The sequence below is a fragment of the Streptomyces profundus genome (assembly GCF_020740535.1).
Classification (GTDB): domain Bacteria; phylum Actinomycetota; class Actinomycetes; order Streptomycetales; family Streptomycetaceae; genus Streptomyces; species Streptomyces profundus.
Genome location: NZ_CP082362.1, coordinates 3,406,148 through 3,432,543, shown reverse-complemented (window position 1 = coordinate 3,432,543; position 26,396 = coordinate 3,406,148). Strand labels below are relative to the sequence as shown.

The window sequence follows — 26,396 nt, the reverse complement described above, 5'->3', positions numbered from 1 at the left end:
CGGGAGGTCACCTCCGTCCGCATCTCTGGTGCCTTGCCTTGCCTTACCTTGTCCGGGCCGCCCACGGGGGGCGACTCGTCCATCCGCGCTGAGGGTGATGTCTGGTCGATGCATTGAGCCGATGTATCAGCTCGATACATCGCAACGATAGAACGCCTCCCCCGGTCGAGCAAGCGGGCGAGCGGTGAAGGGGATCACATCTTCGCTTCACCGTCGCCGTAATGCCCCAATTGCCGGCTCTACTAAGAAAGATGGTTTTTGGCGCTGCGTAGTCTGGGCCCGTGCGGATCAGCCCAACGGGGAACCTCGCGGAGCGCGGCAGCGTCTTCGTGCTAGGTGACGTGCGCCCGGTTGTGGGGACGGATCACACATCGGGGGATTGGGCCACCTGTAGCACCCGCCGCCAACAGGCAGGCATGTCTGTCCGAGGAGTAGCTGTCCCATGAGCGAGCACCGTCGCAAGCCACCGCAGTCGCGCGGTCGGCGCGCCGCGTCGCCTTCCGGTCGCCGCGCTGAACCAACGCCCGCTCCCCCCACGGCCTCCGAGACGCCCTCCGGCGGAAGCGCCGAGCTGCCGTCGCAACGACCCTATGGCAGCAGGGCCGAGGCCCGCCGCGCCGCGCAGCAGGGCGGCGGCAGGCGACGCGCGGCCAGCGCGGCGGAGGGCGCCACCGCCGGCGGCGGTCGACGGCGCCGCGCCGAGGCCCCGGGCAAGAAACGGCTGATCGACTACCCGCGCGCCAACAAACGGGGGGTGCGCCGCTGGGTCCCCTCCTGGAAACAGGTGATGGGCTCGGCGCTGACGTTTCTCGGCCTGCTGATCGGCCTGATCGGCATCGCCTACGCGTTGACCGAGGTGCCGGACGCCAACGCCATCGCCAAGCAGCAGAGCAATGTGTACTACTGGGCCGACGGCACCCGGATGGTGGTCTCCGGCGGCGAGGTGAACCGGCAGAACATCGCCTTCGAGCAGATCCCGGAGGCGATGCGCGACTCCGTGGTCGCCGCGGAGAACGCCACCTTCTGGGACGACTCGGGTATCGACCCGATGGGCATCGGCCGGGCCGTGCTCAACATGGCCAGGGGCGGCGATGTCCAGTCCGGCTCCACCATCACCCAGCAGTACGTGAAGAACATGTACCTCACGGCGGACCAGACCATCGAGCGCAAGGCGCGCGAACTGCTGCTCTCGATCAAGGTCAGCGCCGAGGTCTCCAAGAACGACATCCTGGAGGGGTACCTCAACACCTCCTACTACGGCCGGGGCGCCCACGGCATCCAGGCCGCCGCCCAGGCGTACTTCGGCGTGGACGCCGAGGATCTCGACCCCAGCCAGTGCGCCTTCCTCACCAACCTGCTCAAGGGCCCCAGCCTCTACGACCCGTACAACCTCAACGGCGAGTTGGACCCGGGCAACCTGGAGCGCGCACAGGGACGTTGGCAGTACGTGCTGGACCGCCGTCTGGAGGTGGGCAACCTCTCCCAGGCCGCGTACGACGAGATCGGCGAGTTCCCCGAGATCAACGAGCCCACCCCGGCCATGGAGAAGGAAGGCCAGATCGGCTACCTGACCAGCCTGGTCGACAACTACCTGATCGCCAACGGCATCGACGAGAAGCAGCTGTCCACGGGCGGGCTTCAGATCCACACCACGTTCGACAAGGACATGATGGATCAGATGGAGGAGTCCGTCGAAGCGGTCCGGGAACAGCACCTCGACCCGGAGGAGCGCTCGCAGGACCGCCATGTGCAGTTCGGCGCCGCCTCCATCGTGCCGGGCGACGGCGCGATCGTGGCCATCTACGGCGGCGCCGGCTATCCCGAGCACTACGCGAACAACGCCGACTCCCCCAACGCACAGGTGGGTTCGACGTTCAAGCCGTTCGTGCTGGCCGCCGCGATGCGCGACGGTGTCCGCGATCCAGAGAAGGGGCCGGAGCAGTCCCGAGGCGACCGCACCCCGCTCTCCCCCGAGAGTACGTATCTGAGCGAGAACGAAGCCCAGATCATGAACTACGACGGGGAACCGCTGATGGTCGAGGACGAGGAGACCGGCGAGGACGTCCCCTGGTTCCAGCGGAACTTCGAGGATCGTTCCCAGGGGGAGCTGACCCTGCGCGAGGCCATGGAGGTCTCGGCCAACACGCCCTTCGTCCAGCTGGGCATGGACGTCGGCCCCGACCTGGTGGCCGAAGCAGCCGCGGACGCCGGCCTGTTGAGGGACAGCCTCGGCCCGGCCGACGACTCGGTGCCGTCCTTCGCCCTGGGCGTCTCGACCCCGGGTCCGATCCGGATGGCCACCGCCTACGGCACCTTCGCCGCCAGCGGGGAGCGAGCCGAGCCCTACTCGGTCACCCTGGTCGAGAGCTCCGAGGGAGTGCTCTTCGAGCACGAGGGTGAGACGGAGCGGGCGTTTGAGGCGGCCATCGCGGACAACGTCACCGATGTGCTGGCCAGCGTCGTGGAGAGCGAGCAGGGCAGCGGTCGTGACGCCCAGGTGCTGGACCGGCCGGTAGCCGGCAAGACCGGCACCACGGACGAGAACAAGTCCGCCTGGTTCGTCGGCTACACCCCGCACCTCTCCACCGCGGTCGGCATGTGGCGCTACCCGTCCGACCCGGAGGACCTCCAGGAGGACGAGGAGGCCGGCTTCCTCTCCATGTTCGACACGGCCGGCATGCAGCGGATCAACGGTTCCTCCCTCCCGCTGGAGGTCTGGATCGGCTTTATGCAGGAGGCCACCGCCGGCCACGACAAGACCCCGTTCCCCGAGCCCCCGGACATCGGCGAGACCATCTGGGGCGGCGGCGCCACCAGCCCGCCCCCGGTGCCCACCGAGACGCCCGATCCCCCGGCGGAGACCGAGGAGCCGGAGGAGCCGGAGGAGAGCGACGAGCCGGAGCCCTCGGACCCGCCGACCGAGGAGGAGCCGGATCCCGATCCCACGGAGCCCTGTGAGGACTGGGACTGGACCTGCGGCGACCCATCCGGCCCCGATGGCGGTCCGGGCGGTCCCGGGGACCCAGGAGGGCCCGAAGGCCCGGGCGACAACGACGCCGGGGATCCGGGCACCATCGACGGCCCAGGAGGCGGGGATGTCGACGGAGACACCTCCACCATCTTTCCCTAGCCGACATCCCTGACCGACAGGGACACACACCGCAAGGGCCCACCCCCCGGCTGGGGGGTGGGCCCTTGCGGCAGGATGGGCCCATGGCGCATCCCAACCAACGAGCGGTCGTACACCCCACCGCTCAGGACGAGGTGGCCGCCGCCGGCAGCGAACTGATCGGCGGGCCCTCGGGCCGCCGGGCGGGGTCGGCCAGCGGCTGGTGGAATCCGCTCCGCGTGATCGCCCTGGTGCTGATCGGGATGTTCGCCCTGGGGATGGCCCAGAAGGCGCCCTGCTATCAGGAGGGCTGGTTCTTCGGCGCCACCACCCAGTACAGCCACGCCTGTTATTCGGACATTCCCCATCTGTACGGCTCGCGTGGCTTCGCCGACGGGATCGTCCCCTACTACGAGAGGATTCCCGACGCCCTCTCGGACGGCATGGAGTATCTGGAGTACCCGGTGCTCACCGGGCTCTTCATGCAGGTCGCTTCCTGGCTGACCCCCAGCGGCGGCGCTCAGTACGAGGCGCAGATCTACTGGATGGTCAACGCCGGCCTGCTGCTGATCTGCGCCCTGCTGATCGCCCTCTGCGTGTCCCGTATCCACCGCAACCGCCCCTGGGACGGCCTGTTGGTTGCGGTCGCCCCCGCCCTCGCGCTGAACGCCACCATCAACTGGGACCTGTTGGCCGGCGCGCTCACCTGCGCCGCCCTGCTGATGTGGTCCCGCAGCAGGCCGGTGCTGGCGGGTGTCCTGATCGGCCTGGCGACAGCGGCCAAGCTCTACCCCGTGCTGCTGCTCGGCCCGCTGCTGCTGCTCTGCTGGCGCGCGGGACGCTGGCGCGCGTTCGGCGCCGCCACAGCGGCGGCCGTCGGCTCCTGGTTGGCCGTCAACCTTCCGGTGATGCTCCCCGCCTTCGAGGGCTGGTCGAAGTTCTACACCTTCAGCCAGGAACGCTCGGTCGATGTCGGTTCCGTCTGGCTGATCATCGCCCAACGCGGCGACACCGGCCTGGAGTCGGTCAACGACTACGCGATCGTGGTGATGGTGCTCGGCTGCGTCGGCATCGCCGCGCTCGCCCTGGCCGCGCCACGAAGGCCACGACTGGCACAACTCGCCTTCCTCGTCGTGGCGTTGTTCATCCTCACCAACAAGGTCTACTCGCCGCAGTATGTGCTCTGGCTCATCCCACTGGCGGTACTGGCGCGACCTCGGTGGCGCGACTTCCTGATCTGGCAGGCCTGCGAGGTGCTCTACTTCCTCGGCATCTGGATGTATCTCCTCTATCGCCATGGCGAGGAGCATCAGGGGCTCTCCATCGGCGGCTACCAGTTCGCCATCGCCCTGCACCTGTTGGGGACGCTCTACCTCTGCGTCCTGGTGGTGCGGGACACGCTGCGCCCCGAGTACGACATCGTCCGACGAGATGGCTCCGACGATCCCGGCGGCGGCGTTCTCGACGGCGCCCCCGACGCCTTCGGCCTCCGCAGGCGCAGGGAGGCACCCGTCAGCGCGCCATCCGCCTATGTCGCCTGGGGCAGCAAGCCAGCGGCGGCTCCGGCACCTCATCCCACCACTTTCCGGCCTGAGCACCCCTGGCCGGCCGACAGCTCGGACGACGTTTCACGTGAAACCTGAAAGACAGCACGAGGCTCCCTCGGTCATCGGCAGCCTGCGCATCCTCCTGCGTGGTGATGGCTTCAAGCGTCTGCTCACCGTACGGCTGCTCTCCCAGTTCGCCGATGGCGTCTTCCAGGTGGGGCTCGCCACCTACGTGGTGTTCGCCCCCGAACAGGAGACGACCCCCGGCGATATCGCCGCGGCCATGGCGGTGTTGCTGCTCCCCTATTCCCTGCTGGGCCCCTTCGCCGGGGTGCTGCTGGACCGGTGGCGTCGACGCCAGGTGCTCTTTCACGGCAACCTTCTCCGCTGCGCCCTGGTCGTCGCGACCTGCGCCCTGATCCTGGGCGGCGCCCCGGACTGGCTCTTCTATCTCTCCGCGCTGATGGTCACCGCGGTGAACCGCTTCGTCCTCGCGGGCCTCTCGGCCTCGCTGCCACGCGTGGTGGAGCGCGAGCAACTGGTGATCGCCAACTCCCTCTCTCCCACGGCGGGAACGCTGGCCGCAACGGTCGGCGGTGGAGGGGCCCTCGTGGTGCAGCTGCTCGCGCGCTCCCAGGGAGTACAGGACTCCCTGGCCCTGCTGCTGGCGGCGGGCATCTATCTCCTCGCCGGGCTGTCCGCGCTTCGGCTGGGTCGGGACCAGTTGGGCCCGGAGAACGCTCAGGCGCCGCCGAGCCTGGGCAGCGCCATCATCGCCACCAGCCGGGGGCTGGCCGCCGGGCTGCGGCATCTCAGGGAACGACCGCCCGCCGCGTGGACCCTCGCGGGTGTCGGGCTGATGCGGTTCTGCTACGGCGCTCTTCTGGTCACCGTGTTGATGCTCTGCCGGTACGCCTGGGACGAGGGTGGCGACGAAGGCGTCGCCCTCCTGGGGATCGCGGTCGGCGTCTCAGGCGCGGGCTTCTTCGTCGCGGCCCTGGTGACCCCCTGGCTGGTGGCCCGCGTGGGGCGGCTGGGCTGGTACATCCGATGCGCGCTGGCAGCGGCGATCCTGGTGCCGGTGTTGGGACTCTCCTTCCAACCGGTGCCGATGCTGATCGCCGCCTTCGTGCTGGGGCTGGTCTCGCAGAGCGCCAAGATCGTCACGGACACGGTGGTGCAGTCGTCCGTCTCCGACGCGTTCCGCGGGCGCGTCTTCTCCCTCTACGACATGCTCTACAACATCGCCTTTGTCGGGGCAGCCGGAGTCGCGGCCTTGATACTGCCGGCCGACGGACGTTCCGCCGCACTGCTCTGCCTGGTGTCCGCCCTCTACGCACTCACCGCGGTACTGATCCACCGGCTCCGCCGCTCCACCGTTTCACGTGAAACAGTGGAGCGGACCGGTTGAGCGGGGGAGCCGAGGCGGCGGGATGCGCCCGTCACGCTGAGGACTGATCGGCCCACCAGTCCTTGAGGGCCGCGATGGCCTCCTCGCGCTCCAGGGGGCCCTTCTCCAACCGCATCTCCAAGAGGAAACGGTAGGCGCGCCCCACCTCGGGCCCCGGGCCGATCCCGAGGACCTCCATCACCTCATTGCCGTTGAGGTCGGGACGAATGGCATCGAGCTCCTCCTGCTCCTTGAGCCGCTCGATGCGCTCTTCCAAGCTGTCATAGGCCCGGGACAGCGCCTGCGCCTTCCGCCTGTTCCGGGTGGTGCAGTCCGAGCGGGTCAGCTTGTGGAGCCGGCTCAGCAGCGGCCCCGCGTCCCGCACATAGCGCCGCACCGCCGAGTCGGTCCACTCGCCCGTTCCATAGCCGTGGAAGCGGAGGTGGAGCTCCACCAGTCGAGAGACATCCTTGATCAGCTCGTTGGGGTACTTGAGCCGGGTCATGCGCTGCTTGGTCAGCTTGGCGCCGACGATCTCATGGTGATGGAAGGAGACCCGGCCGTCCGATTCGAAGCGCCGCGTCTTGGGCTTGCCGATGTCGTGCAGGAGCGCGGCCAGCCGCAGCACGAGGTCGGGGCCGTCCTCCTCCAGGTCGATGGCCTGTTCCAGGACGGTCAGGCTGTGCTCGTAGACATCCTTGTGCCGGTGGTGTTCGTCCCGCTCCAGACGCAGCGCAGGCACCTCGGGGAGGACCCGGTCGGCCAGTCCCGCCTCGACCAGAAGCGTGATGCCCTTACGCGGCTGCGGGGCGATGAGCAACTTGCTGAGCTCGTCGCGCACCCGCTCGGCCGAGACGATGTCGATCCGGTCGGCCATCTCCGTCATCGCCACCCGCACCGGCTCCGCGACCGTGAAGTCCAACTGCGCGGCGAACCGGGCCGCACGCAGCATCCGCAGCGGATCGTCGGAGAAGGACTCCTCCGGAGTGCCGGGAGTGCGGAGCACCCGCTCCGCGAGATCCGAGAGGCCGTTGTGCGGATCGATGAACTCCTTGCGCGGCAGGGCGACGGCCATCGCGTTGACCGTGAAGTCCCGACGCAGCAGGTCCTCTTCCAACGAATCGCCGTAGACGACCTCGGGTTTGCGGGACTCCCGGTCGTATGCCTCGGAACGGTAGGTGGTGATCTCCAACTGATAGTCGCGGCGATCGCCCACACCGTCCTCGGCCGGGGCGCTTTTGCGACATCCCACGGTCCCGAAGGCGATACCGACCTCCCAGACGGCATCGGCCCAGGGACGGACCAGCCGCAGCACATCCTGGGGACGCGCGTCCGTGGTGAAGTCGAGATCGTTGCCGAGCCGCCCGAGGAGCGCGTCTCGCACCGAGCCCCCCACGAGCGCCAAGGTGAACCCGGCCTGCGCGAAGCGGGAGGCGAGGTCGTCAGCGATGGGGGAGACCCTCAGCAGCTCGCCCACGGCACGCCGCTGCGCCTGGCTCAGCTCGGGCGCGGCGTCGCGGACGTTGGTGTCTTTCCTGTCGTTCGGCACAACAGCACAGGGTACGTGTCCCGGCCGGGGTCCCACCGTGGCCGGGGGCCCTACCCGGCCCATGATCCGTGGCGTCCGCGCACGTCGATCATCGTTACCATGAAGGCGCGTTGAGGGTCGGGCACGACGAGGAACGGGGCTGACGCGTGGCAGAGGTGACGGGGACTACGTCGTCCTGCGGCGGTGCGGACCGACAGCCCGGGCCGCGTCCCGGCCGTGGCCGGCGGCTCACCGCCCTGCTGGCCGCCCTGCTGGCCACCGTGCTGCTCAACGGCCTCGTCCCGGCCTCCGCCAGGGGAACGTCGGCTTCGAGCGAGGTCGGCACGGAATCCCTCACCGCCACGGTGTCCATCACCGAGCAGACGCCCATGGCGCCGGAGGCCGACGACACCCTCTCGCTGCGCGGCACCATCACCAACGAGGGCTCGACGGCCATCATCGGCAGCTCGGTAGCGGCCCGCCAGGGCGTCCTGCTGGACAGTCGCAACGCCATCAACCAGGCGATGGCCCGTACCGAGTTCGTCCAGGAGGTCGACGGCACCATAGTGCGGGGCCATGGCCAGGACATCGGAAGGATCGAGCCGGGTATGTCCCGGACCTTCTCCCTTGAGGTCCCGGTCTCCGCCCTCTCACTCGGCGCCGACGGCGTCTACCAACTCGGCGTCACGCTGACCGGACAGACCGAGGACCGTCAGTGGGACCAGATCCTGGGCATCGGCCGCGGTCTGCTGCCGTGGCAGGACAGCGGGGAGCCGCCCGGGACGGACACCCAGCTCACCGTGCTCTGGCCACTGGTCTCCCGCACCCACCTGACCGCCCAGACCGGGGCGGACGAGGAACAGACGCCCGCGTTCCGGGACGGCTCGCTGCTGGAGGAGATCTCCCCCGGCGGCCGGCTCCACCAGATGGTCACCCTCGGCGCCGAGCTCCCCGTCACCTGGGTGATCGACGCGGACCTGTTGGCCTCGGTGGACGCCATGGTCGAGGAGTACCAGGTGTACGAGGGCGACGAGCTGGTCGCCGGCGATGGGCAGGAGGAGGCCCGAGCCTGGCTGAGCGCCCTCAGGGAGGCGGTGCGCGAGGACGAGGTGGTCGCGCTGCCCTTCGGCGACCCGGATCTCGCCTCGCTGGCCCACCAGGGCCGCGATGTCCAGGGCGCGCTCCGCCAGTTGGCCGTCGCGACCGAGACCGCCGCCGTGACGGTGGAGACGGTGCTCAACGTGAAACCGACCACGGACTACGCCTGGCCCGTGGAAGGTGCCATCGATCCGTCCATCGTCTCGGTGGCCACCTCGGCCGGCGCGCACCATGTGATCGCCCGGAGCGACAGCCTCCGTGACGACTCCCTGCCCCACACGCCCACGGCGGCGCGGCCCATCGGCGACGGCAACACCGCGATCGTCGCCGACGACGTCCTGTCGACGCTCTTCACCGCCGACATGAGCCGCACCGGCCATGCGACGCTGGCCCGCCAGCGGCTGTTGGCGGAGACCCTCTCAATCGCCCAGCAGGAGCCGGGCACCGCGCGCAGCCTGCTGCTCGCCCCCCAGCGCATGCCGACCGGCGCCCAGGCCCAGGCGATGGCCGAAGCGCTGCGGGCGCTTCAGGAGCACGCGGACTGGATCACCTTCGCCGACCTGAGCTCGGCGGCCTCGGCCCAGCCCGATCCCGGGGCCAACCAGCGGGTGCCCCGCGACGAGGACTACCCCTCGCGGCTGCGGCAGCAGGAGCTGCCCACCAGCGCCTTCCAGACCATGCGGGAGACCCAGCGCACCCTGGACGACTTCAAGGTCATCCTCACCCGTCCCGACCGCGTGGAGCCCCCCTTCGGCAACGCGATCCGACGCGAGATGTCCAACTCCTGGCGAGGCCACGAGTCGGACGCCGCGGAGTACCGCTTCGCCGTCCAGAACGGGCTGGAGGATCTCACCGGGCGGGTGCATCTCATTCAGAAGAGCCCGATCACGCTCTCCGGACGCAGCGCCACCATCCCGGTCACCGTCGAGAACAACCTGGTTCAGGACGTCAAGGGCCTGGAGCTGCGGCTGACCTCCAGCCGCCGGCTGGGGCTTGAGGTCAGCGAGACCCAGGAGATCGCGGTCGGCGGCGGCCACAGCCAGACCGTGAAGTTCTCCACCACCGCCCGCGCCAACGGGCGCACCCTCCTTGAGGCCCAGCTCTTCACCTCGGACAACAAGGCGTTCGGCGAGCCCATGGGCTTCCAGGCCAATGTCACCTCGATCACCTCCGCCGTGCTGATGGTGATCGCCGGCGGCCTTCTCCTCGTGGTACTCGCCGGCATCCGGATGTACACCCAACGCAAGCGCGCCGCCAGAGAGCGCGACGCGTCGGACGACGACGTCCCGGTGGGTGAGAGCGAAGCCGACACCAGCGGCGTCAACACCGGCACCCCGCCCAGGGGTGAGAGGCTGGACTCCGACGAGTGAGCCGGAGTCCGGACCGTGATCCTTAAGGTGAGGTAGCGATGCAAGCGCCGTATGACCGTGAACGCGGCCAGGCGCCGGATGGCGGCGACCCGTCCGGCTGGTCGGAGGACCCCCCAGGCCAAGCCGACCAGTACCCGCCCGGGCCTCATCGGCAGCCACCTGCCCATGACCCGCACCACGGCTACCCGCCCCCCTCCTACGACCAGCACACCGGTTACCCGCAGCCGCCGCAACAGCCGCAGCAACCCGCCGACCACGGCCTTCCTGGCTCGTACGGCAGCCAGCCGCAGCAGCCCACCGGCTACGACCCCTACCTCGCCGACAGCTACGGGCACGATCCCTATGCCGACCGCGATCCGCTCGCCCAGGACCCGGTGGGTGAGGCCCTCTACGACCGGGCCGCCCATCCTCCGCAGCCGGGAGCTCCGTCGGATCAGCAGGGGTACTACCAGCAGCAACCGCCCGGGCCGCACTACCAGAACCCCGGATGGGGCGGAAACGCCCCGGGCGGTGCGGACGGTTCCTATCAGGGGGTGCCTGCCGAAGGGGCCCCCGGTGGTGGCGAGTTCACCGGTATCGACGGCCTGATGGGGCGTCCGGGAGAGTACCGCCAGCCCCACCACCAGCAGCCCCAGCAGCAGCCTCATCAACAGCAGGCGGCGCAACAGCCCGACGACGCCTTCGCCTATCTCTTCCGCGACCAGCAGCACCCGGGTGCCGTCCAGCCGGCGCAGCCGGGGCGCCCGGCGCCGCAGGCCCCGGTGCGACACCCCGAGCCCTACCCCCGGCAGCCGGCCCAGGTGACGCCTCCTGCCGGTCCGCCCTCCCCGCCCGCCGGCGCGCCCGCGCCGGCCGCGGCGCCCTCGCCGGCGCCCGAGGCCACGGGCGGGGGCGGCGGTCGCGGCAGCAGCCTGCTGCGGTCCAGCGCCATAATGGCGGCGGGAACACTGGTCTCCCGGGTCACCGGGTTCGTGCGCCAACTGGTGATCGTCGCGGCCCTGGGCGCCGCGGTGCTCGGTGACACCTACACCGTCGCCTGGGCCCTCCCCTCGATGATCTACTTCCTGATCATCGGCGGTGGTCTCAACTCCGTCTTCGTCCCCCAACTGGTCCGGGCGATGAAGGACGACGAGGACGGCGGCGACGCCTATGCCAACCGGCTGCTGACGCTGGTCATGGTGGCCCTGGCCGCCCTGGTCGTGGCGGGCATGCTGGCCGCCCCGCTGCTGGTGCGGATGCAGACCGCCAAGTTCGCCAGCGACCCGGCGGCGAACGAGCTCACCATCACCTTCGCCCGCTACTTCCTGCCCACCATCTTCTTCACCGGCGTCTACACGGTGCTGGGACAGATCCTCAACGCGCGGGACCGCTTCGGCGCCATGATGTGGACCCCGGTTCTCAACAACATCGTGGTGATCTTCACCTTCGGGATGTTCCTCTGGGTCTACGGCGCCCAGGGCAGCTCCAGCATGAACGTCAACACCATCACGCCAGAGGCCGTGCGGCTGCTCGGGATCGGCACGCTGCTCGGGCTGGTGGTCCAGGCCGGGGCGATGCTCCCCTACCTGCGTGCGGCGGGGTTCCGCATCCGGCCACGATTCGACTGGCGAGGGCAGGGGCTCGGCAAGGCCGCCCGGCTCGCCAAGTGGACCGTGATGTTCGTGCTCGCCAACCAGGCCGCCCTCATCGTCGTCACCCAGTTCGCCACCTGGGCCGGCGACAACGCGAGCAACGCCGGGCATCCGGGCACCGGCTTCACGGCCTACAACAGCACCCTGCTGATCTGGCAGATGCCGCAGGCCATCATCACGGTCTCCGTGATGGCCGCGCTGCTGCCCCGGCTCTCGCGTTCCGCCGCCGACAACGACACCGCCGCGGTCCGCGACGACCTCTCGCACGGTCTGCGCACCTCGGCGGTGGCGATCGTGCCGATCAGCTTCATGTTCCTGGCGCTGGGCATCCCCATCTGCACCATGCTCTTCGGCTCCGCGGGGATCGACACCGCCCGTTCCTTCGGCTACATCCTGATGGCGTTCAGCCTCGGGCTGATCCCCTACTCCGCGCAGTACGTCGTGCTGCGGGCCTTCTACGCCTACGAGGACACCAGGACGCCGTTCTTCAACACGGTCGCGGTCTCCCTCGCCTGGATCGTGCTCTCGACGCTGAGCTTCCTCCTGCTGCCCGACCGCTGGGTGGTCGCCGGCATCGCCCTCAGCTATGGCGTGGCCTATGCCCTGGGGGTGGTGGTGGCCTGGCGGCGGCTGCGGCAGCGCATGCGCACCGACCTCGACGGCGCTCGCGTGGTGCGCACCTATATCCGTCTCTGTGGAGCCTGTATCCCCGCCGCCGCGGTCGGTGGGCTCGCCGGCCTGGGCGTGCTGAACGCCCTGGGGGAGGGCCTGCTGGGCTCGCTGGCCGCCGTGGCGGTGGGCTCGCTGCTGCTGCTGGCGGTCTTCTATGTGGCCGCTCGCCGCATGCGCGTGCAGGAGATGACGGTTCTGGTGGGAATGATCCGCGGCCGGCTCGGACGCTGATGAAGTTCGACGCGAGACGGATGGGCGAAGACGTCTGATATCGCACTGTTCGACCACCCACCGTACAACCTCCCGGTGCCCTCACATGTCGTGCAGGGCGACGGAGTAACGGCACAATGAATCTGGCAGAGTCCACGACCGATGGCCCGAAACGGGGAGGCGGAAGCGACGGTGGCGGAACGGAGCACGGCAAGCCCGCCGCAGGATCCGGCGAGTGCCAGGAAGGCCGCAGGGGGGCGGCACTCCGAGGAGAGCGCCTCCACCGGGTCCACAGGCGCCGAAACCACGGACAACGAGGCCGAGGGCCCCGAGACCACGGACGGCGGCGAGCGGCCCTCGCCCGCACCCCGCTCGGCTGAGCTGCACAGTGGCCACAGACTTGCCAACCGCTACCGGTTGGAAGAGTGCATCACCCGACTGGACGGATTCAGCAGCTGGCGTGCCGTCGATGAGAAGCTGCGCCGCGCGGTGGGTGTCCATGTGCTCCCGGCCGACCACGAGCGGGCAGCCACCGTGCTCTCCGCGGCCCGCGCCACCGCGCTGCTCGGCGATCCGAGATTCGTCCAGGTCCTCGACGCGGTCGAGGAAAAGGGCATGGTCTATGTGATCCATGAGTGGCTGCCCGACGCGGTGCCGCTGCACACCCTGCTGCACACGGCGCCGCTCGATCCCCACGAGGCGCATGCGCTGGCCGCCCAGATCTCCGAGGCCATGGCCGCCGCCCACAGGGAGAACCTCGTCCATCTGCGGTTGAACCCGGCCACCGTGCTGCGCACCGGTCCCGGTCAGTTCCGCGTGCGAGGGCTCGCGGTCGACGCCGCGCTGCGCGGCATCGAGTCGGACGCTCCGGAGCGCAGCGACACCGAGTCCATCGGCGCGCTGCTCTACTGCGCTCTCACCCAGCGCTGGCCCTATCCGGAGGGCGTCTACGGCCTCAGCGGCATCGCCGAGTTCAGCAAGGGAGCCAAGGAGCCCCTGGTGGCTCCGGACCAGCTCAGGGCGGGAGTGCATCGTGGGCTCTCCGAGCTGGCCATGCGGGCCCTCGTCAACGACGGGGCGACGGCAGCCAGTGAGAAGCCGGCCTTCACCACCCCGGAAGAACTCAGCCAGGCCCTGGGCACGCTGCCGCGCATCCGGCCGCCGGAGCCGACCCCCAACGGGCTCGCTCGCTTCCACCAGGCAGCGCCCTACCCACGCGTCGGCCACGCCGGCGGCCAGCAGCCCACCGGGATGGCCCGCGTGCCTGCCCCCAGCCGCCCGGCGCCGCCGGCGCTGCCGGGCCGGATGGGCACGGCGCTCAAGTTGGGCGTCTCAGCGCTGCTGATCGCCGCCCTCGGGTTGGGCAGCTGGCAGCTGGCGGATGCCCTGCTCAAGGGAGACAACCCACCGGAGGCGGCGCCCCCGGCCACTTCCCAGGGCGAGGAGGAGCCTCCGGAGCCCCCGGCCGCCGTCGAGATCGACACCGTCACCGAGTTCGACCCCTACGGCCCCGGACAGAACCCGGACGCCGCTCCCCGGGCGATCGACGGTGATCCGGAGAGCTTCTGGCACACCAAGAACTACTACGGGCCATCCTTCGGCGGCTACAAGTCGGGGCTCGGGCTGATCCTCGATCTGGGCGAGCCACAGCTGGTCAACTCCTTGCAGGTGGAGACCCTCGGCGAGACCCATGTGGAGTTCCGGGCCGCCGCCCCCGACGCCACCACGGCACCCACCGACCCCGACGCCTTCACGACCCTGGACAGTGGTGTGGGAGACGCCCTCGCCCTTCAGGCCGAGGAACCGGTCGAGACGCGGTTCGTCCTGGTGTGGCTCACCGAACTGCCACAGGGGGCGGACGGCAACTACCGTGGCCGCATCACCAGCATCGTCATCAACGAGTAACCAGCCAGCGCACCAGCACACTGGTACGGCCGGTCAGGGGGAGAGGGGAGGTTCCGCCGTGGGCAATCAGGCGCCGAGCCAACCCGTCGTGGGCACCGACAAGGAGCTACTGGAGCGGCACGTCGCCGGCGACCAGGACGCATTCTCCGAGTTGGTGCGCCGCCACCGGGACCGGCTCTGGCGGGTGGCCATGCGCACGCTCGGAGATCGCGAGGAAGCCGCCGATGCTCTGCAGGACGCCTTTGTCTCGGCATACCGAGCGGCTCACACCTTCCGGGGCCAGTCAGCCGTCACCACCTGGCTGCACCGCATCACGGTCAACGCCTGCCTGGATCGAGTCCGCCGCGCGCAGAGCCGGCGCACCTCGCCCATGCCCGAGCCCGAGCGGCTGGAAGACCTCCTCGAACCTCATGAGTCCGCTGAGGCTCCCGCCGAACGTCAGGACCTGCGCAGGCAATTGAACATGGCGCTCGCCGAACTGCCGGTAGAACAACGCGCCGCCCTGGTCCTCGTCGACATGCAGGGGTATCCCGTGGCTGAGGCCGCTCGCATTCTGGAGACGCCGGTGGGCACGATCAAGAGCCGATGTGCCCGGGGAAGGGCTCGGTTGTTGCCCCTTCTCCGGCATCTCCACCCCAAGGCGTCGGAGCGAGAGGCGCCAAGGAACCAGACGCCACGTCCATCCGTCCCACCTCCCAGAGACAGGGGAGCATCCAGCGCCACCGACGAGGAGGTGGGCACGCATGACTGAGACACATCCGGAGCCTGCCGAGATTGCCGCGCTGGATGAGGACCTCCTGCCGGCGCCCGAAGCGGCCGAGCTGCGCGCGCATCTCGCCGGCTGCGATCGTTGCGCCGAGGTGCTGGCCGATCTTGTCGAGCTTCGTGCCGCGCTCCGGGACGACACCGACCCGGGTCCCATGCCGGAGGACATCGCGCTGCGGATCGATGCCGCTCTCGCGAACGAGCCCACTCCCGTCCCCGCCCCCTCGCTCACGGTCTCGGTTTCACGTGAAACACCTCGACCGCGCCGCCTGGTCTCCCACAAGATGGCGCTCGCCGCTGCGGGGGCGGTGTTGGCGGTCGGGATGGGCAGCGCGCTGATCCAGGTGCTGGGATCCACCGGTGGCGGTGCGGACGGAGGAAGCTCCGCCGCGGATGCCGGTGGAGCGCCGGAGGCGCGGGACGACTTCCCCGAGTTGCCGGTCGAGTCGCTGGAGGGACAGGTCCGGGAGCTGCTCGCCGACTCCCCCACGGCCGACGCCCCCAGCGCCGAGGCAAGCGCCCCGGAGGAGGAGTCCACCGAGCAGGACAACGAGCCTGCCCCTCCGCCGCCGCCCAGCGAGCCCAGCCAGGAACCGACGGAGAGCGTGACCGAGGGAGCGTCGCCGGAGAGTTTCCGGCCCCTTTCCACGGTGCCCACCTGTGTGGACGAGGCCATCGGCCGCTCCGAGGAGCCGCTCGCCGTCAACGAGGAGGACTACAACGGCGTCAACGCCTATCTTGTGGTGCTCCCGCACACCGAGGACCCCGAGTTGGTGACCGCCTATGTGGTGGATGCCGCCTGCGTCTCCGCCACTCCACCGGTCACGGGAGAGATCCTGCTTGAGGAGAGCTACGTCCGCGAGTAGGACTTCCCCGCGGACGAGACACCCGGACGGCGGCTCCTGATCCAAACGAAGGGCCCCGGGCGCAGCATGGGGCCGGGAATGTCTGGGACCCTGGGAACCGTTAAGGCACTGAGGGCCCGGCCAGGGCCCCGGGTGAGAGACCGCCAGACAAGGAAGATTCCCGTGAGCGACGTCCGCAACGTGATCATCATCGGCTCCGGACCTGCGGGCTATACCGCCGCGCTCTACACCGCACGCGCCTCGCTCAACCCGCTTGTTTTCGAAGGGGCGGTCACTGCGGGCGGCGCCCTGATGAACACGACCGAGGTCGAGAACTTCCCTGGTTTCCAGGAAGGGATCATGGGTCCCGACCTGATGGACAACATGCGCGCCCAGGCGGAGCGCTTCGGCGCCGAGCTGATCCCGGACGACATCGTCGCCGTGGATGTGAGCGGCGAGATCAAGACCGTCACGGACACCGCCGGAACCGTCCACAGCGCCAGGGCCATCATCGTCACCACCGGCTCCCAGCACCGGAAGCTCGGGCTGCCCCAGGAGGACGAGCTGTCCGGGCGGGGCGTCTCGTACTGCGCCACCTGTGACGGCTTCTTCTTCCGTGAGCAGGACATCGCCGTGATCGGCGGCGGGGACACCGCCATGGAGGAGGCCACCTTCCTCAGCCGGTTCGCGCGGTCCGTCACCGTCATTCACCGACGGGACACCTTGCGCGCCTCCAAGGCCATGCAGGAGCGGGCCTTCGCCGACCCGAAGATCAAGTTCCTCTGGGACAGCGAGATCGCGGAGATCCAGGGTACGGATGGCAAGCTCTCCGGGCTCGTCGTGCGCAACACCAAGTCCGACGAGAAGTCCGAGCTTCCGTTGACCGGGCTGTTTGTGGCCATCGGTCACGACCCGCGCGTCGAACTGTTCAAGGGCGTGCTGGACTTGGACGAGGAGGGCTACATTTCTGTGGACGCCCCCAGCACGCGCACCAATGTGCCCGGAGTCTTCGCCGCTGGTGATGTGGTCGACCACACCTACCGGCAGGCGATCACCGCGGCAGGCACCGGCTGTTCCGCGGCCCTGGATGCCGAGAGGTATCTCGCGGCCTTGGCCGATGCCGCATCCGTCACCTCGGAAGCCAAGGTCTGACCGCTTCCGCTCCCCGTCGACCGCAAGGTCTGCCCTACCCCGTTCAAAGGAGAAGCACCATGGCTGGTGCCACCGTGACCGCCACCGACGCCGACTTCGAGGAGAAGGTCCTCCAGAGCGACAAGCCCGTTCTGGTCGACTTCTGGGCGGAGTGGTGCCCCCCGTGCCGCCAGATCGCTCCGGTGCTGGAGGCGATTGCCGCCGAGAACACCGAGAAGATCACCATCGTCAAGCTCAACATCGACGAGAACCCGGCGACGGCCGCCAAGTACGGCATCCTCTCGATCCCGACCATGAACGTCTACCAGGGCGGCGACGTCGTGAAGACCATCGTCGGTGCCAAGCCGAAGGCCGCCATTGAGCGGGACCTCAGCGAGTTCATCGGCTGACCCACAACACCAGACGGAGGGCCGCTGGCGTTTCACGTGAAACGCCAGCGGCCCTCCGTCTGTCTGAGGACTCCGCTCAGTCGTCCGTGGACTCGGCGGCCGTCGTCGTGGCTGGCTCCTCCGGTGCGGCCTGCTGCTCCAGGACAGGACCTTCGCCGGGAGCCAGCTGCCCCAGAATCCGCTCCAGATCGTCTATCGAGGCGAACTCGACGACGATCTTCCCCTTCTTCTGGCCGAGGTCGACCTTCACCCGGGTCTCGAAGCGATCGGAGAGGCGGGTCGCCAGCGTGTCCAGAGCCGGCGCGATCCGTGCGCCCGCCCTGGGGCCCTTGGCCCGCGCCCCCTTCTTACTGGTGGATGATCCCTGGAGTGTGACGATCTCCTCCACCGCCCGCACCGACAGTCCTTCGGCGACGATGCGGTGAGCCAACTTGCTCTGCTCCTCCGGGTCCTCCACCGAGAGCAGCGCCCGAGCATGGCCGGCGGAGAGAACGCCAGCCGCCACTCGGCGCTGGACCGCGGGAGAGAGCCGGAGCAGCCGCAATGTGTTGGAGACCTGAGGGCGCGAACGACCGATGCGATCGGCCAACTCGTCATGGGTGCACTTGAAGTCACGCAACAGCTGGTCGTAGGCGGCGGCCTCCTCCAGCGGGTTCAGCTGAGCCCGATGCAGGTTCTCCAGCAGCGCGTCCAACAACATCTTGTCGTCTTCGGTGGCACGCACGATGGCGGGGATGGTCTCCAGCCCCGCCAGCCCACAGGCGCGCCAGCGGCGCTCTCCCATGATCAGCTCGTAGCGGTCGGGCCCCAGCTGGCGCACCACCACCGGCTGAAGCAGACCCACCTCCTTGATGGAGGTGACCAACTCCGTGAGCGCGTCCTCGTCAAAGACCTCACGCGGCTGCCGGGGATTGGGCGTGATCTCGCTCAGCGGCAGCTCCGCGAAATGCGCTCCCGCCACCTCCTGGGCGGGCGGGGGGTCCTCCTTCGGGGAGGACCCGGATGCCGGCCGCTCACCCTCGCGGGGCTGCTGCGCGCCGGCCGACGGGGGAACGGCGATGCCTCGATCGGCCGTCAACAGGGGTACCGCGCTGGGCGAGACCGAGGGGGACTGGCCCGCTCCGTTCGCCGTGTCCTCGGAGCTCTTGGGCGCTGCCGGGATCAGTGCGCCCAGCCCTCGGCCCAGCCCTCTACGTCGCTCACTCACTGAGCCCCCTCCACCGGGTTGTGCTGTTCCTGCTGCGGGATCGCGCCACGAAGCGCGATCTCCCGGGCTGCCTCCAGGTAGGACAGCGAACCACTGGAGCCCGGGTCATAGGTGAGAACGGTCTGTCCATAGCTGGGTGCCTCCGAGATCCGAACGGACCGCGGGATGTTGGTGCGGAGCACCTCGGTCCCGAAGTGCCCTCGCACCTCCTCGGCCACCTGCGAGGCAAGCCGAGTGCGCCCGTCGTACATCGTCAGCAAGATGGTGGAGACATGGAGCTGGGGGTTCAGATGGCCACGCACCAACTCGACGTTGCGGAGCAACTGCCCCAGTCCCTCCAGCGCGTAGTACTCGCACTGGATCGGAATGACCACCTCGGCGCCCGCCACCAGGGCGTTGACCGTGAGCAGGCCCAGCGACGGGGGGCAGTCGATCAGCACATAGTCGAGCGGCTGCTCATAGGCGCTGATGGCCCGTTGCAGCCTGCTCTCCCTGGCGACCAACGACACCAACTCGATCTCGGCGCCCGCGAGGTCGATGGTGGCGGGGGCGCAGAAGAGCCCCTCCACGTCTCGAACCGGCTGGACCACATCGGACAGTGGCTTGCTCTCCACCAGCACGTCGTAGATCGAGGGAACCTCGGCGTGATGGTCGATACCCAGCGCCGTGGACGCGTTGCCCTGGGGGTCGAGATCGATGACCAGCACCCGCGCCCCATGGAGCGCGAGCGATGCGGCGAGATTGACCGTGGTGGTGGTCTTACCAACGCCGCCCTTCTGATTGGCAACGACCATGATGCGCGTTTGAGCCGGCCTGGGAAGAGCTCCGCTGGTGCGGTGCATAGCGGCGATGGCCTGCTGCGCCGCGCGGGCTACTGGGGCTCCCTCGGCCGGCGGCGGCGCGCTGGTCCCCATGTCAACGGCACCTCCGGGACCGTCAGCCGTCTGGGAGCGGGGCCCCGGGACCGGATCGGCCGTCGGCCCAGCAGTGTTGGCGTCGGACCGCAATGGTTCACTCTCCTCGACACGCACAGCCTCTTTGGAGTCAAAGACTGCCATGTTCTTGGGGTCATGAACCAGCGAGGACCAGCTAGCTGTGGATGACGGGCCATCTGTGGATACCGGCGACCCACTTTGGGGTGAAGATCGAGGACGACGGACGCGCGGCTCGGCGGTCGCGCGCCCGCGGCTGATGATTCCCTGGAGCAGCGAGCGGCGTTTCACGTGAAACACGATGCCCACGGCAGCCCTCACCGCGGGGCAGGACACTCCGCCTGGGGGATATTGGATCCGTTTACCGTCGCTTCGGACGAACGGAGCCCGCCCCTGAGGGGCGGGCTCCACGTTTCATGGCGCTGAGACGGCCTCAGCGCCGCTGTCGCCGCCCCGTTCCTCGCCGGGCGGCCTTGGCCCGCTTGGCGGCGAAGCGCACACCACCCGGGCTCTCACCGACCTCCACGCGGACCACCGTGGACGGCGGATCCACGACTCCGGCGCCAGCCTGGAGCATGGAGGTGCGCACCACACCCAACTTGGCCAGCGCGCCACGGGACGCCTTCAGCTCCTGCTCCGCGGTCTCCCCCTTGATGGCCAGCATCTCCCCATAGGGACGCAGCAGGGGAACGCCCCAGCCCGCCAGCCGGTCCAACGGGGCCACCGCCCGAGCGGTGACCACATGCACCGGAGTGAAGGTGGAGAGGACCTCCTCCGCCCTGCCTCGGACAATGGTCATCTGCTCCAGGCCCAGCAGCTCGGCGACCTCATGCAGAAAGTTGGTGCGCCGCAGCAGCGGTTCGAGCAGGGTGATCCGCAGATCCGGTCGCACCAGGGCGAGGGGAATCCCCGGCAGCCCGGCGCCCGAGCCCACATCGCAGACCGTGACGTCCTCGGGCACCACCTCGGAGAGGACGGCGCAGTTCAGCAGATGGCGCTCCCAGAGCCGGGGGACCTCACGGGGGCCGATCAGCCCACGCCTGACCCCCACATCGGCGAGCAGCTCCGCGTATCGCACCGCGTCCGCCAAGCGCTCGCCGAACACCTTGTGAGCCGCCTCAGGCGGCTCGGGCAACGCCGATACCGGCGTGGTGTCCTGGCTCACGGCAGGACGACCACGCGCCGCTGCGGCTCCTCACCCTCGGATTCGCTGCGCAGGCCCGCCGCCGCCACCGCGTCGTGCACGACCTTGCGCTCGAAGGGCGTCATCGGCTGAAGCTTCACCGGCTCGCCGGACTCCTTCACCTGCTGGGCGGTCTCGGCGCCCAGGGTGGTGAGCTTCTCCCGCTTGCGAGCGCGGAACCCGGAGATGTCCAGCATCAGCCGGCTGCGCTCGCCCGTCTCCCGGTGCACCGCGAGCCGGGTCAGCTCCTGGATCGCCTCCAGCACCTCGCCCTCGCGCCCCACCAGCTTCTGGAGGTCGCGCGAGGGAGCGTCGGAGATGATCGACACGGCCGCCCGGTCACCCTCCACGTCCATGTCGATATCGCCGTCCAGATCGGCGATATCGAGCAGCCCCTCCAGGTAGTCGGCCGCGATCTCACCCTCCTGCTCCAGGCGGGTCAGGTCGTCGGTCTCCTCGGGAGCGGCGGTTGAGGTGGTGTCCGTCACGGGTGAGGCTCCTTCTTACTTCTTGCTTTTGGCGGACGGCTTGGGCTTGCCCGACGAGGACTTCTTGGCCTGCTGTCCCCGCTGCTTCTTCTGCGGCTGAGCCTTACCGGAGGACTGAGCACCGCCCGAGGACGACGCGTTGCCGTTCTGCGACGCGTTGCCGTTCTGCCCGGGCTTCTCCAGGCTCGGCGTAGCGGGCTTCTCCCGGTTCGGGGAAGTGGGCTGCTGCCCGCCGGACTGGCGCTGGGACTTGCTCTGCCGCTTGGGCTGGACACGGCCGGGCTTGGTGGCCTCACCGGTCTTCTTGAGGTTGGCCGGGGGGGCCTCCTCCTCCAGCTTGCCCTTCTTGCGGAGCCGCTCCTGACGCTGCTTGTACGCCACGCTGCCCGGAGTGGGGTTACGCGTGATCACATACATCTGCTGGCCGAGCGTCCAGACGTTGGTGGTCAGCCAGTAGATCAGCACGCCGACCGGGAAGTTGACACCGAAGACGGCGAACATGATCGGGAAGATGTACATCAACATCTTCTGCTGGTTCATGAACGGCGTCTTGACCGTGAGGTCGACGTTCTTCGTCATGAGCTGACGCTGGGTGTAGAACTGCGACGCCGACATCAGCACGATCATGATGATGGTGACGGTGCGGACGTTGGCCTGCGTCGCGCCGAACTCGGCCAGCTTGCCGGCGCCGTCCATGAAGCGGCTGGCGATCGGCGCCCCGAAGATCGTCGCCTCGCGGGCGCTGGTCACCTGCTCCGCGTTGAGGACGCCGACCGTCTTGTTGCTCGCGATGTGGTTCAGCACCTGGAAGAGCGCGATGAAGAACGGCGACTGCGCCAGGATGGGAAGACAGCTGGCCAGCGGGTTGGTACCCGTCTCCCGGTACAGCTTCATCATCTCTTCGGACTGACGCTGCCGGTCGTTCTTGTAGCGCTCCTGGATCTTCTTCATCCGCGGCTGGATCGCCTGCATGTTCCGGGTGGCCTTGATCTGCTTCACGAAGAGCGGGATCAGGGCGACCCGGATCACTACCACCAGGGAGAAGATCGACAGGCCCCAGGCCCAACCGCTGTCCTCGTCGAAGACCAGACTGTAGAGACTGTGGAACTGGACAACGATCCACGAAACGGCGATATAGAGAGGACTGAGGATCGAATTGATCGTGTCCACGGATCAGGCTCCTTGGGCATTGTTGGGGGCACCCCCGGGCGAAGCAGGATGGAGAGACCGGTGCCGCAGTCGGTCCCGGAGCGACTGGTGCCAGACCGGACGCTTGCGCGGGGGAACGTGATCCACCCCACCGCGCGACCAGGGGTTGCAACGCAGGATGCGCCAGGCCGTCAATGCCGTGCCCTTGAGCGCACCATGCCGATCGATGGCGCCGTATCCGTAGTGGGAGCACGACGGATAGTAACGACAGACCGGGCCGAGCAGTGGACTGATCGTCCACTGATACAGCTTGATCAGCAGCAGCAGCGGGTACTTCATGCGCGTACCCCTCCAAGCAACCGCTCCAGCGCGGCGTCGAGCTCCCGAGCCAGCTGATCAGACGCGGCACTCTCCGCGCCGGGCAGGGCCCGCACTACCACCAGGCTACCGGCGGGCAAAACCGACAACCGCGCACGCATCAGGTGACGCAGCCGACGCTGCACCCGATGCCGGACGACCGAGTTCCCGATGGCTTTGCTTACGACGAAACCCGCACGTGGCGGAGGAGCGCTCTCCTCCGCCACGTGCGGGTCCGTTCCACCACGCAGATGGACGACGAGGTGCGGGCGTCCGGCCCTGCGCCCCCGGCGCATCGCGGTCGCGAAGTCCTCTCGCCGCCTCAGCCGGTTCTCAGGGGGCAGCACCGCATGGACCTGTGGTCAGTGACTCAGGCCGACAGACGGGCGCGGCCCTTGGCGCGGCGGGTGGCGATGATGGCGCGGCCGGCACGGGTCCGCATCCGCAGCCGGAAGCCGTGGGTCTTGGCCCTGCGCCGGTTGTTCGGCTGGAAGGTGCGCTTGCTCACTCGGGGACTCCAGAGATCTTCGGTGTTCCGGCACGACTAGGCCGAGACAGCTTGTGGACCGTCGCTGGCTGTCACCGTGCGCCCGCGAGGGCAGCGCAACGCCCGAGTCAGCCGCTCAACACCTCTGTATCGGAGGCGGGCCATCGGAGGCAGGCGGCAGCAGCCATCGACAACTCGACCTGGCAACGGTACGCGCGACGCGACCCACAGGTCAAACTCGGACGGCGCACTCCTGTACACAGGCTGTGGACAACGACTTGATGCGCGCGCCTCGCGCTGACTAACGTGGCTGAACTCGGAATCTTTCCCGATCGCCCACGGCGTCACACCCCACGGGTGCCCGCCAACGCCAGCGCCACCCTTGCGAGTGAGAGAGCGTGCCTCGTGGCTGACCTTCCAGCAGACCTCGCAGCGGTCTGGCCTCGGGCTCTTACCGCCATGCTCTCCGACGGCCAACGCCTGGAGTCCAAGGACCAGCGCTGGCTCCAGGACTGCCAGCCGCTGGCCCTGGTCTCCGGCACCGCTCTGTTGGGCGTGCCCAACGAGTACGCCAAGAACGTCCTGGAGGGACGGCTCGCCCCGCTGATCAGCGAGGCGCTCAGCCGGGAGTGCGGCCAGCCGGTCCGGCTCGCGATCACCGTGACCGCGCCGCCGCCCGACGCCGCGCCCGCCGCTCCCGAGCAGCCACCCGCCAGGCCAGAGCCGCCGGCGGACGAGGGTTACGGCGACGACGGCTACCGCGACAGGGACCGCGCTCCCGAGCTGCCCAACGCCCGCCCCGCCTACCCCGAGCGGCACCAGATCCCGCGCCAGGAGAGCCCGCAGTGGCGCCAGCCGCGCGGGGACTACCCGTCCTACGGGCGGCCCGACGGGTATGAGTCGTCCTACGGAGAACAGCAGTACGGCGAACGGCGTTATGGGGAGCAGGCGTACTCCGAGCCGTCCTACCAGGACCAGCGGTACGCCGAGCAGGCCTATGCCGAACAGCAGTACGCCGGGGAGCGGCGCTACCAGGACCAGCGCTACGGACGCTACGAACCGGGTGGCCAGCCGGGCGCCTCGGGCGGCGCCCCCGGCCCGCTGGCCGCGCAGCCGGCACCGGCGACGGGTCCAGGCGAACCGACCGCGCGGCTGAACCCGAAGTACCTCTTCGACACCTTTGTGATCGGCGCGTCCAACCGCTTCGCGCACGCCGCCGCCGTGGCCGTGGCCGAGGCGCCGGCCAAGGCGTACAACCCGCTGTTCATCTACGGCGAGTCGGGTCTTGGCAAGACCCACCTGCTGCACGCGATCGGGCACTACGCGAGGAGCCTCTACCCGGGGACCCGGGTGCGTTACGTCAGCTCCGAGGAGTTCACCAACGAATTCATCAACTCCATCCGCGACGGCAAGGCGGACGCCTTCCGGAAGCGGTACCGCGACATGGACATCCTGCTGGTGGACGACGTCCAGTTCCTCGCCAGCAAGGAGTCCACGCAGGAGGAGTTCTTCCACACCTTCAACACCCTGCACAACGCCAACAAGCAGATCGTCCTCTCCTCCGACCGGCCGCCCAAGCAGCTGATCACCCTGGAGGACCGGCTGCGGAACCGCTTCGAGTGGGGTCTGATCACCGACGTCCAGCCGCCCGAGCTGGAGACCAGGATCGCCATCCTTCGCAAGAAGGCCGTGCAGGAGCAGTTGAACGCGCCCCCCGAGGTGCTGGAGTTCATCGCCTCCCGGATCTCCCGCAACATCAGGGAGTTGGAGGGCGCGCTGATCCGGGTCACCGCCTTCGCGAGCCTCAACAGGCAGCCGGTCGACCTGGGCCTGACCGAGATCGTGTTGAAGGACCTGATCCCCGGCGGCGAGAACGCCACCCCGGAGATCACGGCCGACGCCATCACCTCGGCCGTGGCCGACTACTTCGGCCTGACCATCGAGGACCTGGCCGGCTCGTCGCGGAGCCGGATCCTGGTGACCGCTCGACAGATCGCCATGTATCTCTGTCGTGAACTGACCGATCTGTCGCTGCCCAAGATCGGTCAGCACTTCGGCGGGCGTGATCACACCACCGTGATGCACGCGGACCGCAAGATTCGGGCGCTGATGGCGGAGCGGCGCTCCATCTACAACCAGGTCACCGAACTCACCAACCGCATCAAGAACGGCTGACGGCCCCGCCGGCGGCCCCGCGCCATCGTCCGGGCAGCGGCGCGCGCCTGCCGCGCCCGCACGCCTCCCCACGCCCCCGCACCGCCTTCAGGCGCCCTCGTGCCCACGAGCGCGCCCCCTTCGCGCGCCCGGGTTCCCGCCGCTCCACGGCCCGGTTCGACGTCGGCGACGAGCCGCCGGCACGGGAACGGGCCCGAGGGAGCTGTTCGATTAGCGACGTGGCCCACCATGTTTCCCACAGGTTGGGCGAGTTGTGGCTGTCCACACCCTGTGAGGTTGGCGTGTCGTCCAGAATCGTGTCCACAGGCTGGCGGCTCGGAGACGGCTTCCGCAGGTCAGGTGCCTGTGGATGTGTGGAAAACGATCATCCACAGCCTGTGGACAGCCGCCGCGGGTCGAAGCGCCGCGATCGCGTTATCCACCGCCGAGGACCAGCTACCCACAGGAAAGGGGCAGTTGTACACAGGCAATCCACAGGTTTATCCACTGTTCGGCAACATAACGCGCCGCTTCACTGAGACGAGTGAAACAGGTCACAGTGGAGCGCCTCGTGAGCTGTTGATAACTCTCCGAAATCTGGGGACAGACCTGTTGAGAACTCGGGGTCACCTGGGGATGAGCTGTGGACAGCCGGGCTCTGTCCACAGGGAGGGCTGCTTCATCCACCGCTCCGCCCACAGGGCCTGTGTACAGAAAACAGGCTCTGACCAGGGGAATTGGAGTTATCCACCGTTTCCACAGGCCCTACTACTACGACTACGGATATAAGCCGGGAGACTCGATTCGAAGTGGGGGCTGTGCACAACT

20 protein-coding genes are annotated in these 26,396 nt (G+C 68.9%); 11 read left to right on the top strand and 9 right to left on the bottom strand.

What is annotated here, in order from left to right:
• Positions 1-442: 442 nt before the first annotated feature.
• From K4G22_RS15075 to K4G22_RS15065, 3 genes are all read left to right on the top strand, one after another.
• Positions 443-3,130, top strand: coding sequence for a transglycosylase domain-containing protein (locus K4G22_RS15075; protein ID WP_228080747.1), 2,688 nt, complete (start codon positions 443-445; stop codon positions 3,128-3,130).
• Positions 3,131-3,213: 83 nt separating this feature from the next.
• Positions 3,214-4,752 carry a glycosyltransferase family 87 protein gene (locus tag K4G22_RS15070; RefSeq protein ID WP_228080746.1) on the top strand — a complete coding sequence of 513 codons (1,539 nt, stop codon included), beginning with the start codon at positions 3,214-3,216 and terminating at the stop codon, positions 4,750-4,752.
• Positions 4,742-6,067 carry an MFS transporter gene (locus tag K4G22_RS15065; RefSeq protein ID WP_228080745.1) on the top strand — a complete coding sequence of 442 codons (1,326 nt, stop codon included), beginning with the start codon at positions 4,742-4,744 and terminating at the stop codon, positions 6,065-6,067. The genes K4G22_RS15070 and K4G22_RS15065 overlap by 11 nt, the downstream gene beginning before the upstream one ends.
• 31 nt (positions 6,068-6,098) lie before the next feature.
• Here K4G22_RS15065 and K4G22_RS15060 read toward each other — a convergent pair whose 3' ends face one another.
• Positions 6,099-7,595 (bottom strand): CCA tRNA nucleotidyltransferase, encoded by a 1,497-nt coding sequence (locus K4G22_RS15060; RefSeq protein ID WP_483414798.1) that lies wholly within the window; start codon positions 7,593-7,595, stop codon positions 6,099-6,101.
• Between the two features lie 146 nt (positions 7,596-7,741).
• Here K4G22_RS15060 and K4G22_RS15055 point away from each other — a divergent pair, with 146 nt between their 5' ends.
• From K4G22_RS15055 to trxA, 7 genes are all read left to right on the top strand, one after another.
• Positions 7,742-10,042, top strand: a complete 2,301-nt coding sequence (locus K4G22_RS15055) for a DUF6049 family protein (protein ID WP_228080743.1) — start codon at positions 7,742-7,744, stop codon at positions 10,040-10,042.
• Positions 10,043-10,080: 38 nt separating this feature from the next.
• Positions 10,081-12,576 (top strand): murein biosynthesis integral membrane protein MurJ, encoded by a 2,496-nt coding sequence (gene murJ, locus K4G22_RS15050; protein WP_228080742.1) that lies wholly within the window; start codon positions 10,081-10,083, stop codon positions 12,574-12,576.
• A 141-nt stretch (positions 12,577-12,717) separates the two neighbouring features.
• Positions 12,718-14,460, top strand: a complete 1,743-nt coding sequence (locus tag K4G22_RS15045; RefSeq protein ID WP_228080741.1) for a protein kinase family protein — start codon at positions 12,718-12,720, stop codon at positions 14,458-14,460.
• 58 nt (positions 14,461-14,518) lie between these two features.
• Positions 14,519-15,211: an RNA polymerase sigma factor SigM gene (gene sigM, locus K4G22_RS15040; RefSeq protein WP_228080740.1), complete on the top strand. Its 693-nt coding sequence runs from the start codon at positions 14,519-14,521 to the stop codon at positions 15,209-15,211.
• Positions 15,204-16,091, top strand: a complete 888-nt coding sequence (locus tag K4G22_RS15035) for an anti-sigma factor family protein (protein WP_228080739.1) — start codon at positions 15,204-15,206, stop codon at positions 16,089-16,091. Before sigM ends, K4G22_RS15035 begins: the two co-directional genes overlap by 8 nt.
• Positions 16,092-16,253: 162 nt before the next feature.
• Positions 16,254-17,222, top strand: coding sequence for a thioredoxin-disulfide reductase (gene trxB, locus K4G22_RS15030; RefSeq protein WP_228080738.1), 969 nt, complete (start codon positions 16,254-16,256; stop codon positions 17,220-17,222).
• Between the two features lie 59 nt (positions 17,223-17,281).
• Complete coding sequence (trxA, locus tag K4G22_RS15025; RefSeq protein WP_228080737.1) at positions 17,282-17,611, top strand: thioredoxin; 330 nt, start codon at positions 17,282-17,284, stop codon at positions 17,609-17,611.
• A gap of 76 nt (positions 17,612-17,687) precedes the next feature.
• Here trxA and K4G22_RS15020 read toward each other — a convergent pair whose 3' ends face one another.
• From K4G22_RS15020 to rpmH, 8 genes are all read right to left on the bottom strand, one after another.
• Positions 17,688-18,818: a ParB/RepB/Spo0J family partition protein gene (locus K4G22_RS15020; RefSeq protein ID WP_228080736.1), complete on the bottom strand. Its 1,131-nt coding sequence runs from the start codon at positions 18,816-18,818 to the stop codon at positions 17,688-17,690.
• Positions 18,815-19,876: a ParA family protein gene (locus tag K4G22_RS15015; protein WP_228080735.1), complete on the bottom strand. Its 1,062-nt coding sequence runs from the start codon at positions 19,874-19,876 to the stop codon at positions 18,815-18,817. Before K4G22_RS15015 ends, K4G22_RS15020 begins: the two co-directional genes overlap by 4 nt.
• A 307-nt stretch (positions 19,877-20,183) precedes the next feature.
• Positions 20,184-20,915, bottom strand: coding sequence for a 16S rRNA (guanine(527)-N(7))-methyltransferase RsmG (gene rsmG, locus K4G22_RS15010; RefSeq protein WP_228080734.1), 732 nt, complete (start codon positions 20,913-20,915; stop codon positions 20,184-20,186).
• Entirely contained in the window at positions 20,912-21,421 is a 510-nt protein-coding gene (locus tag K4G22_RS15005) for a Jag family protein (protein WP_228080733.1), read from the bottom strand. Before K4G22_RS15005 ends, rsmG begins: the two co-directional genes overlap by 4 nt.
• Positions 21,422-21,436: 15 nt before the next feature.
• Entirely contained in the window at positions 21,437-22,582 is a 1,146-nt protein-coding gene (gene yidC / locus K4G22_RS15000; RefSeq protein ID WP_228084094.1) for a membrane protein insertase YidC, read from the bottom strand.
• Positions 22,583-22,594: 12 nt separating this feature from the next.
• On the bottom strand, positions 22,595-22,909 hold the full coding sequence (gene yidD / locus K4G22_RS14995) for a membrane protein insertion efficiency factor YidD (RefSeq protein ID WP_228080732.1): 315 nt from the start codon (positions 22,907-22,909) through the stop codon (positions 22,595-22,597).
• On the bottom strand, positions 22,906-23,274 hold the full coding sequence (gene rnpA / locus K4G22_RS14990; RefSeq protein WP_228080731.1) for a ribonuclease P protein component: 369 nt from the start codon (positions 23,272-23,274) through the stop codon (positions 22,906-22,908). The genes yidD and rnpA overlap by 4 nt, the downstream gene beginning before the upstream one ends.
• Before the next feature lie 23 nt (positions 23,275-23,297).
• A complete protein-coding gene (gene rpmH / locus K4G22_RS14985; RefSeq protein ID WP_228080730.1) occupies positions 23,298-23,435 on the bottom strand; it encodes a 50S ribosomal protein L34 in 138 nt (45 codons plus the stop codon).
• Positions 23,436-23,819: 384 nt separating this feature from the next.
• On the opposite strand from rpmH, the gene dnaA reads away from it, so the two are divergent.
• On the top strand, positions 23,820-25,589 hold the full coding sequence (dnaA, locus tag K4G22_RS14980; RefSeq protein WP_228080729.1) for a chromosomal replication initiator protein DnaA: 1,770 nt from the start codon (positions 23,820-23,822) through the stop codon (positions 25,587-25,589).
• Positions 25,590-26,396: the final 807 nt, after the last annotated feature.

Excerpts from the sequence above, each read along its gene's own strand:
- K4G22_RS15075 (WP_228080747.1), top strand. The coding sequence starts at position 443 with ATGAGCGAGCACCGTCGCAAGCCACCGCAGTCGCGCGGTCGGCGCGCC.
- K4G22_RS15070 (WP_228080746.1), top strand. The coding sequence starts at position 3,214 with ATGGCGCATCCCAACCAACGAGCGGTCGTACACCCCACCGCTCAGGAC.
- murJ (WP_228080742.1), top strand. The coding sequence starts at position 10,081 with ATGCAAGCGCCGTATGACCGTGAACGCGGCCAGGCGCCGGATGGCGGC.
- K4G22_RS15045 (WP_228080741.1), top strand. The coding sequence starts at position 12,718 with ATGGCCCGAAACGGGGAGGCGGAAGCGACGGTGGCGGAACGGAGCACG.
- K4G22_RS15035 (WP_228080739.1), top strand. The coding sequence starts at position 15,204 with ATGACTGAGACACATCCGGAGCCTGCCGAGATTGCCGCGCTGGATGAG.
- trxA (WP_228080737.1), top strand. The coding sequence starts at position 17,282 with ATGGCTGGTGCCACCGTGACCGCCACCGACGCCGACTTCGAGGAGAAG.
- K4G22_RS15015 (WP_228080735.1), bottom strand. The coding sequence starts at position 19,876 with ATGGCAGTCTTTGACTCCAAAGAGGCTGTGCGTGTCGAGGAGAGTGAA.
- yidD (WP_228080732.1), bottom strand. The coding sequence starts at position 22,909 with ATGAAGTACCCGCTGCTGCTGCTGATCAAGCTGTATCAGTGGACGATC.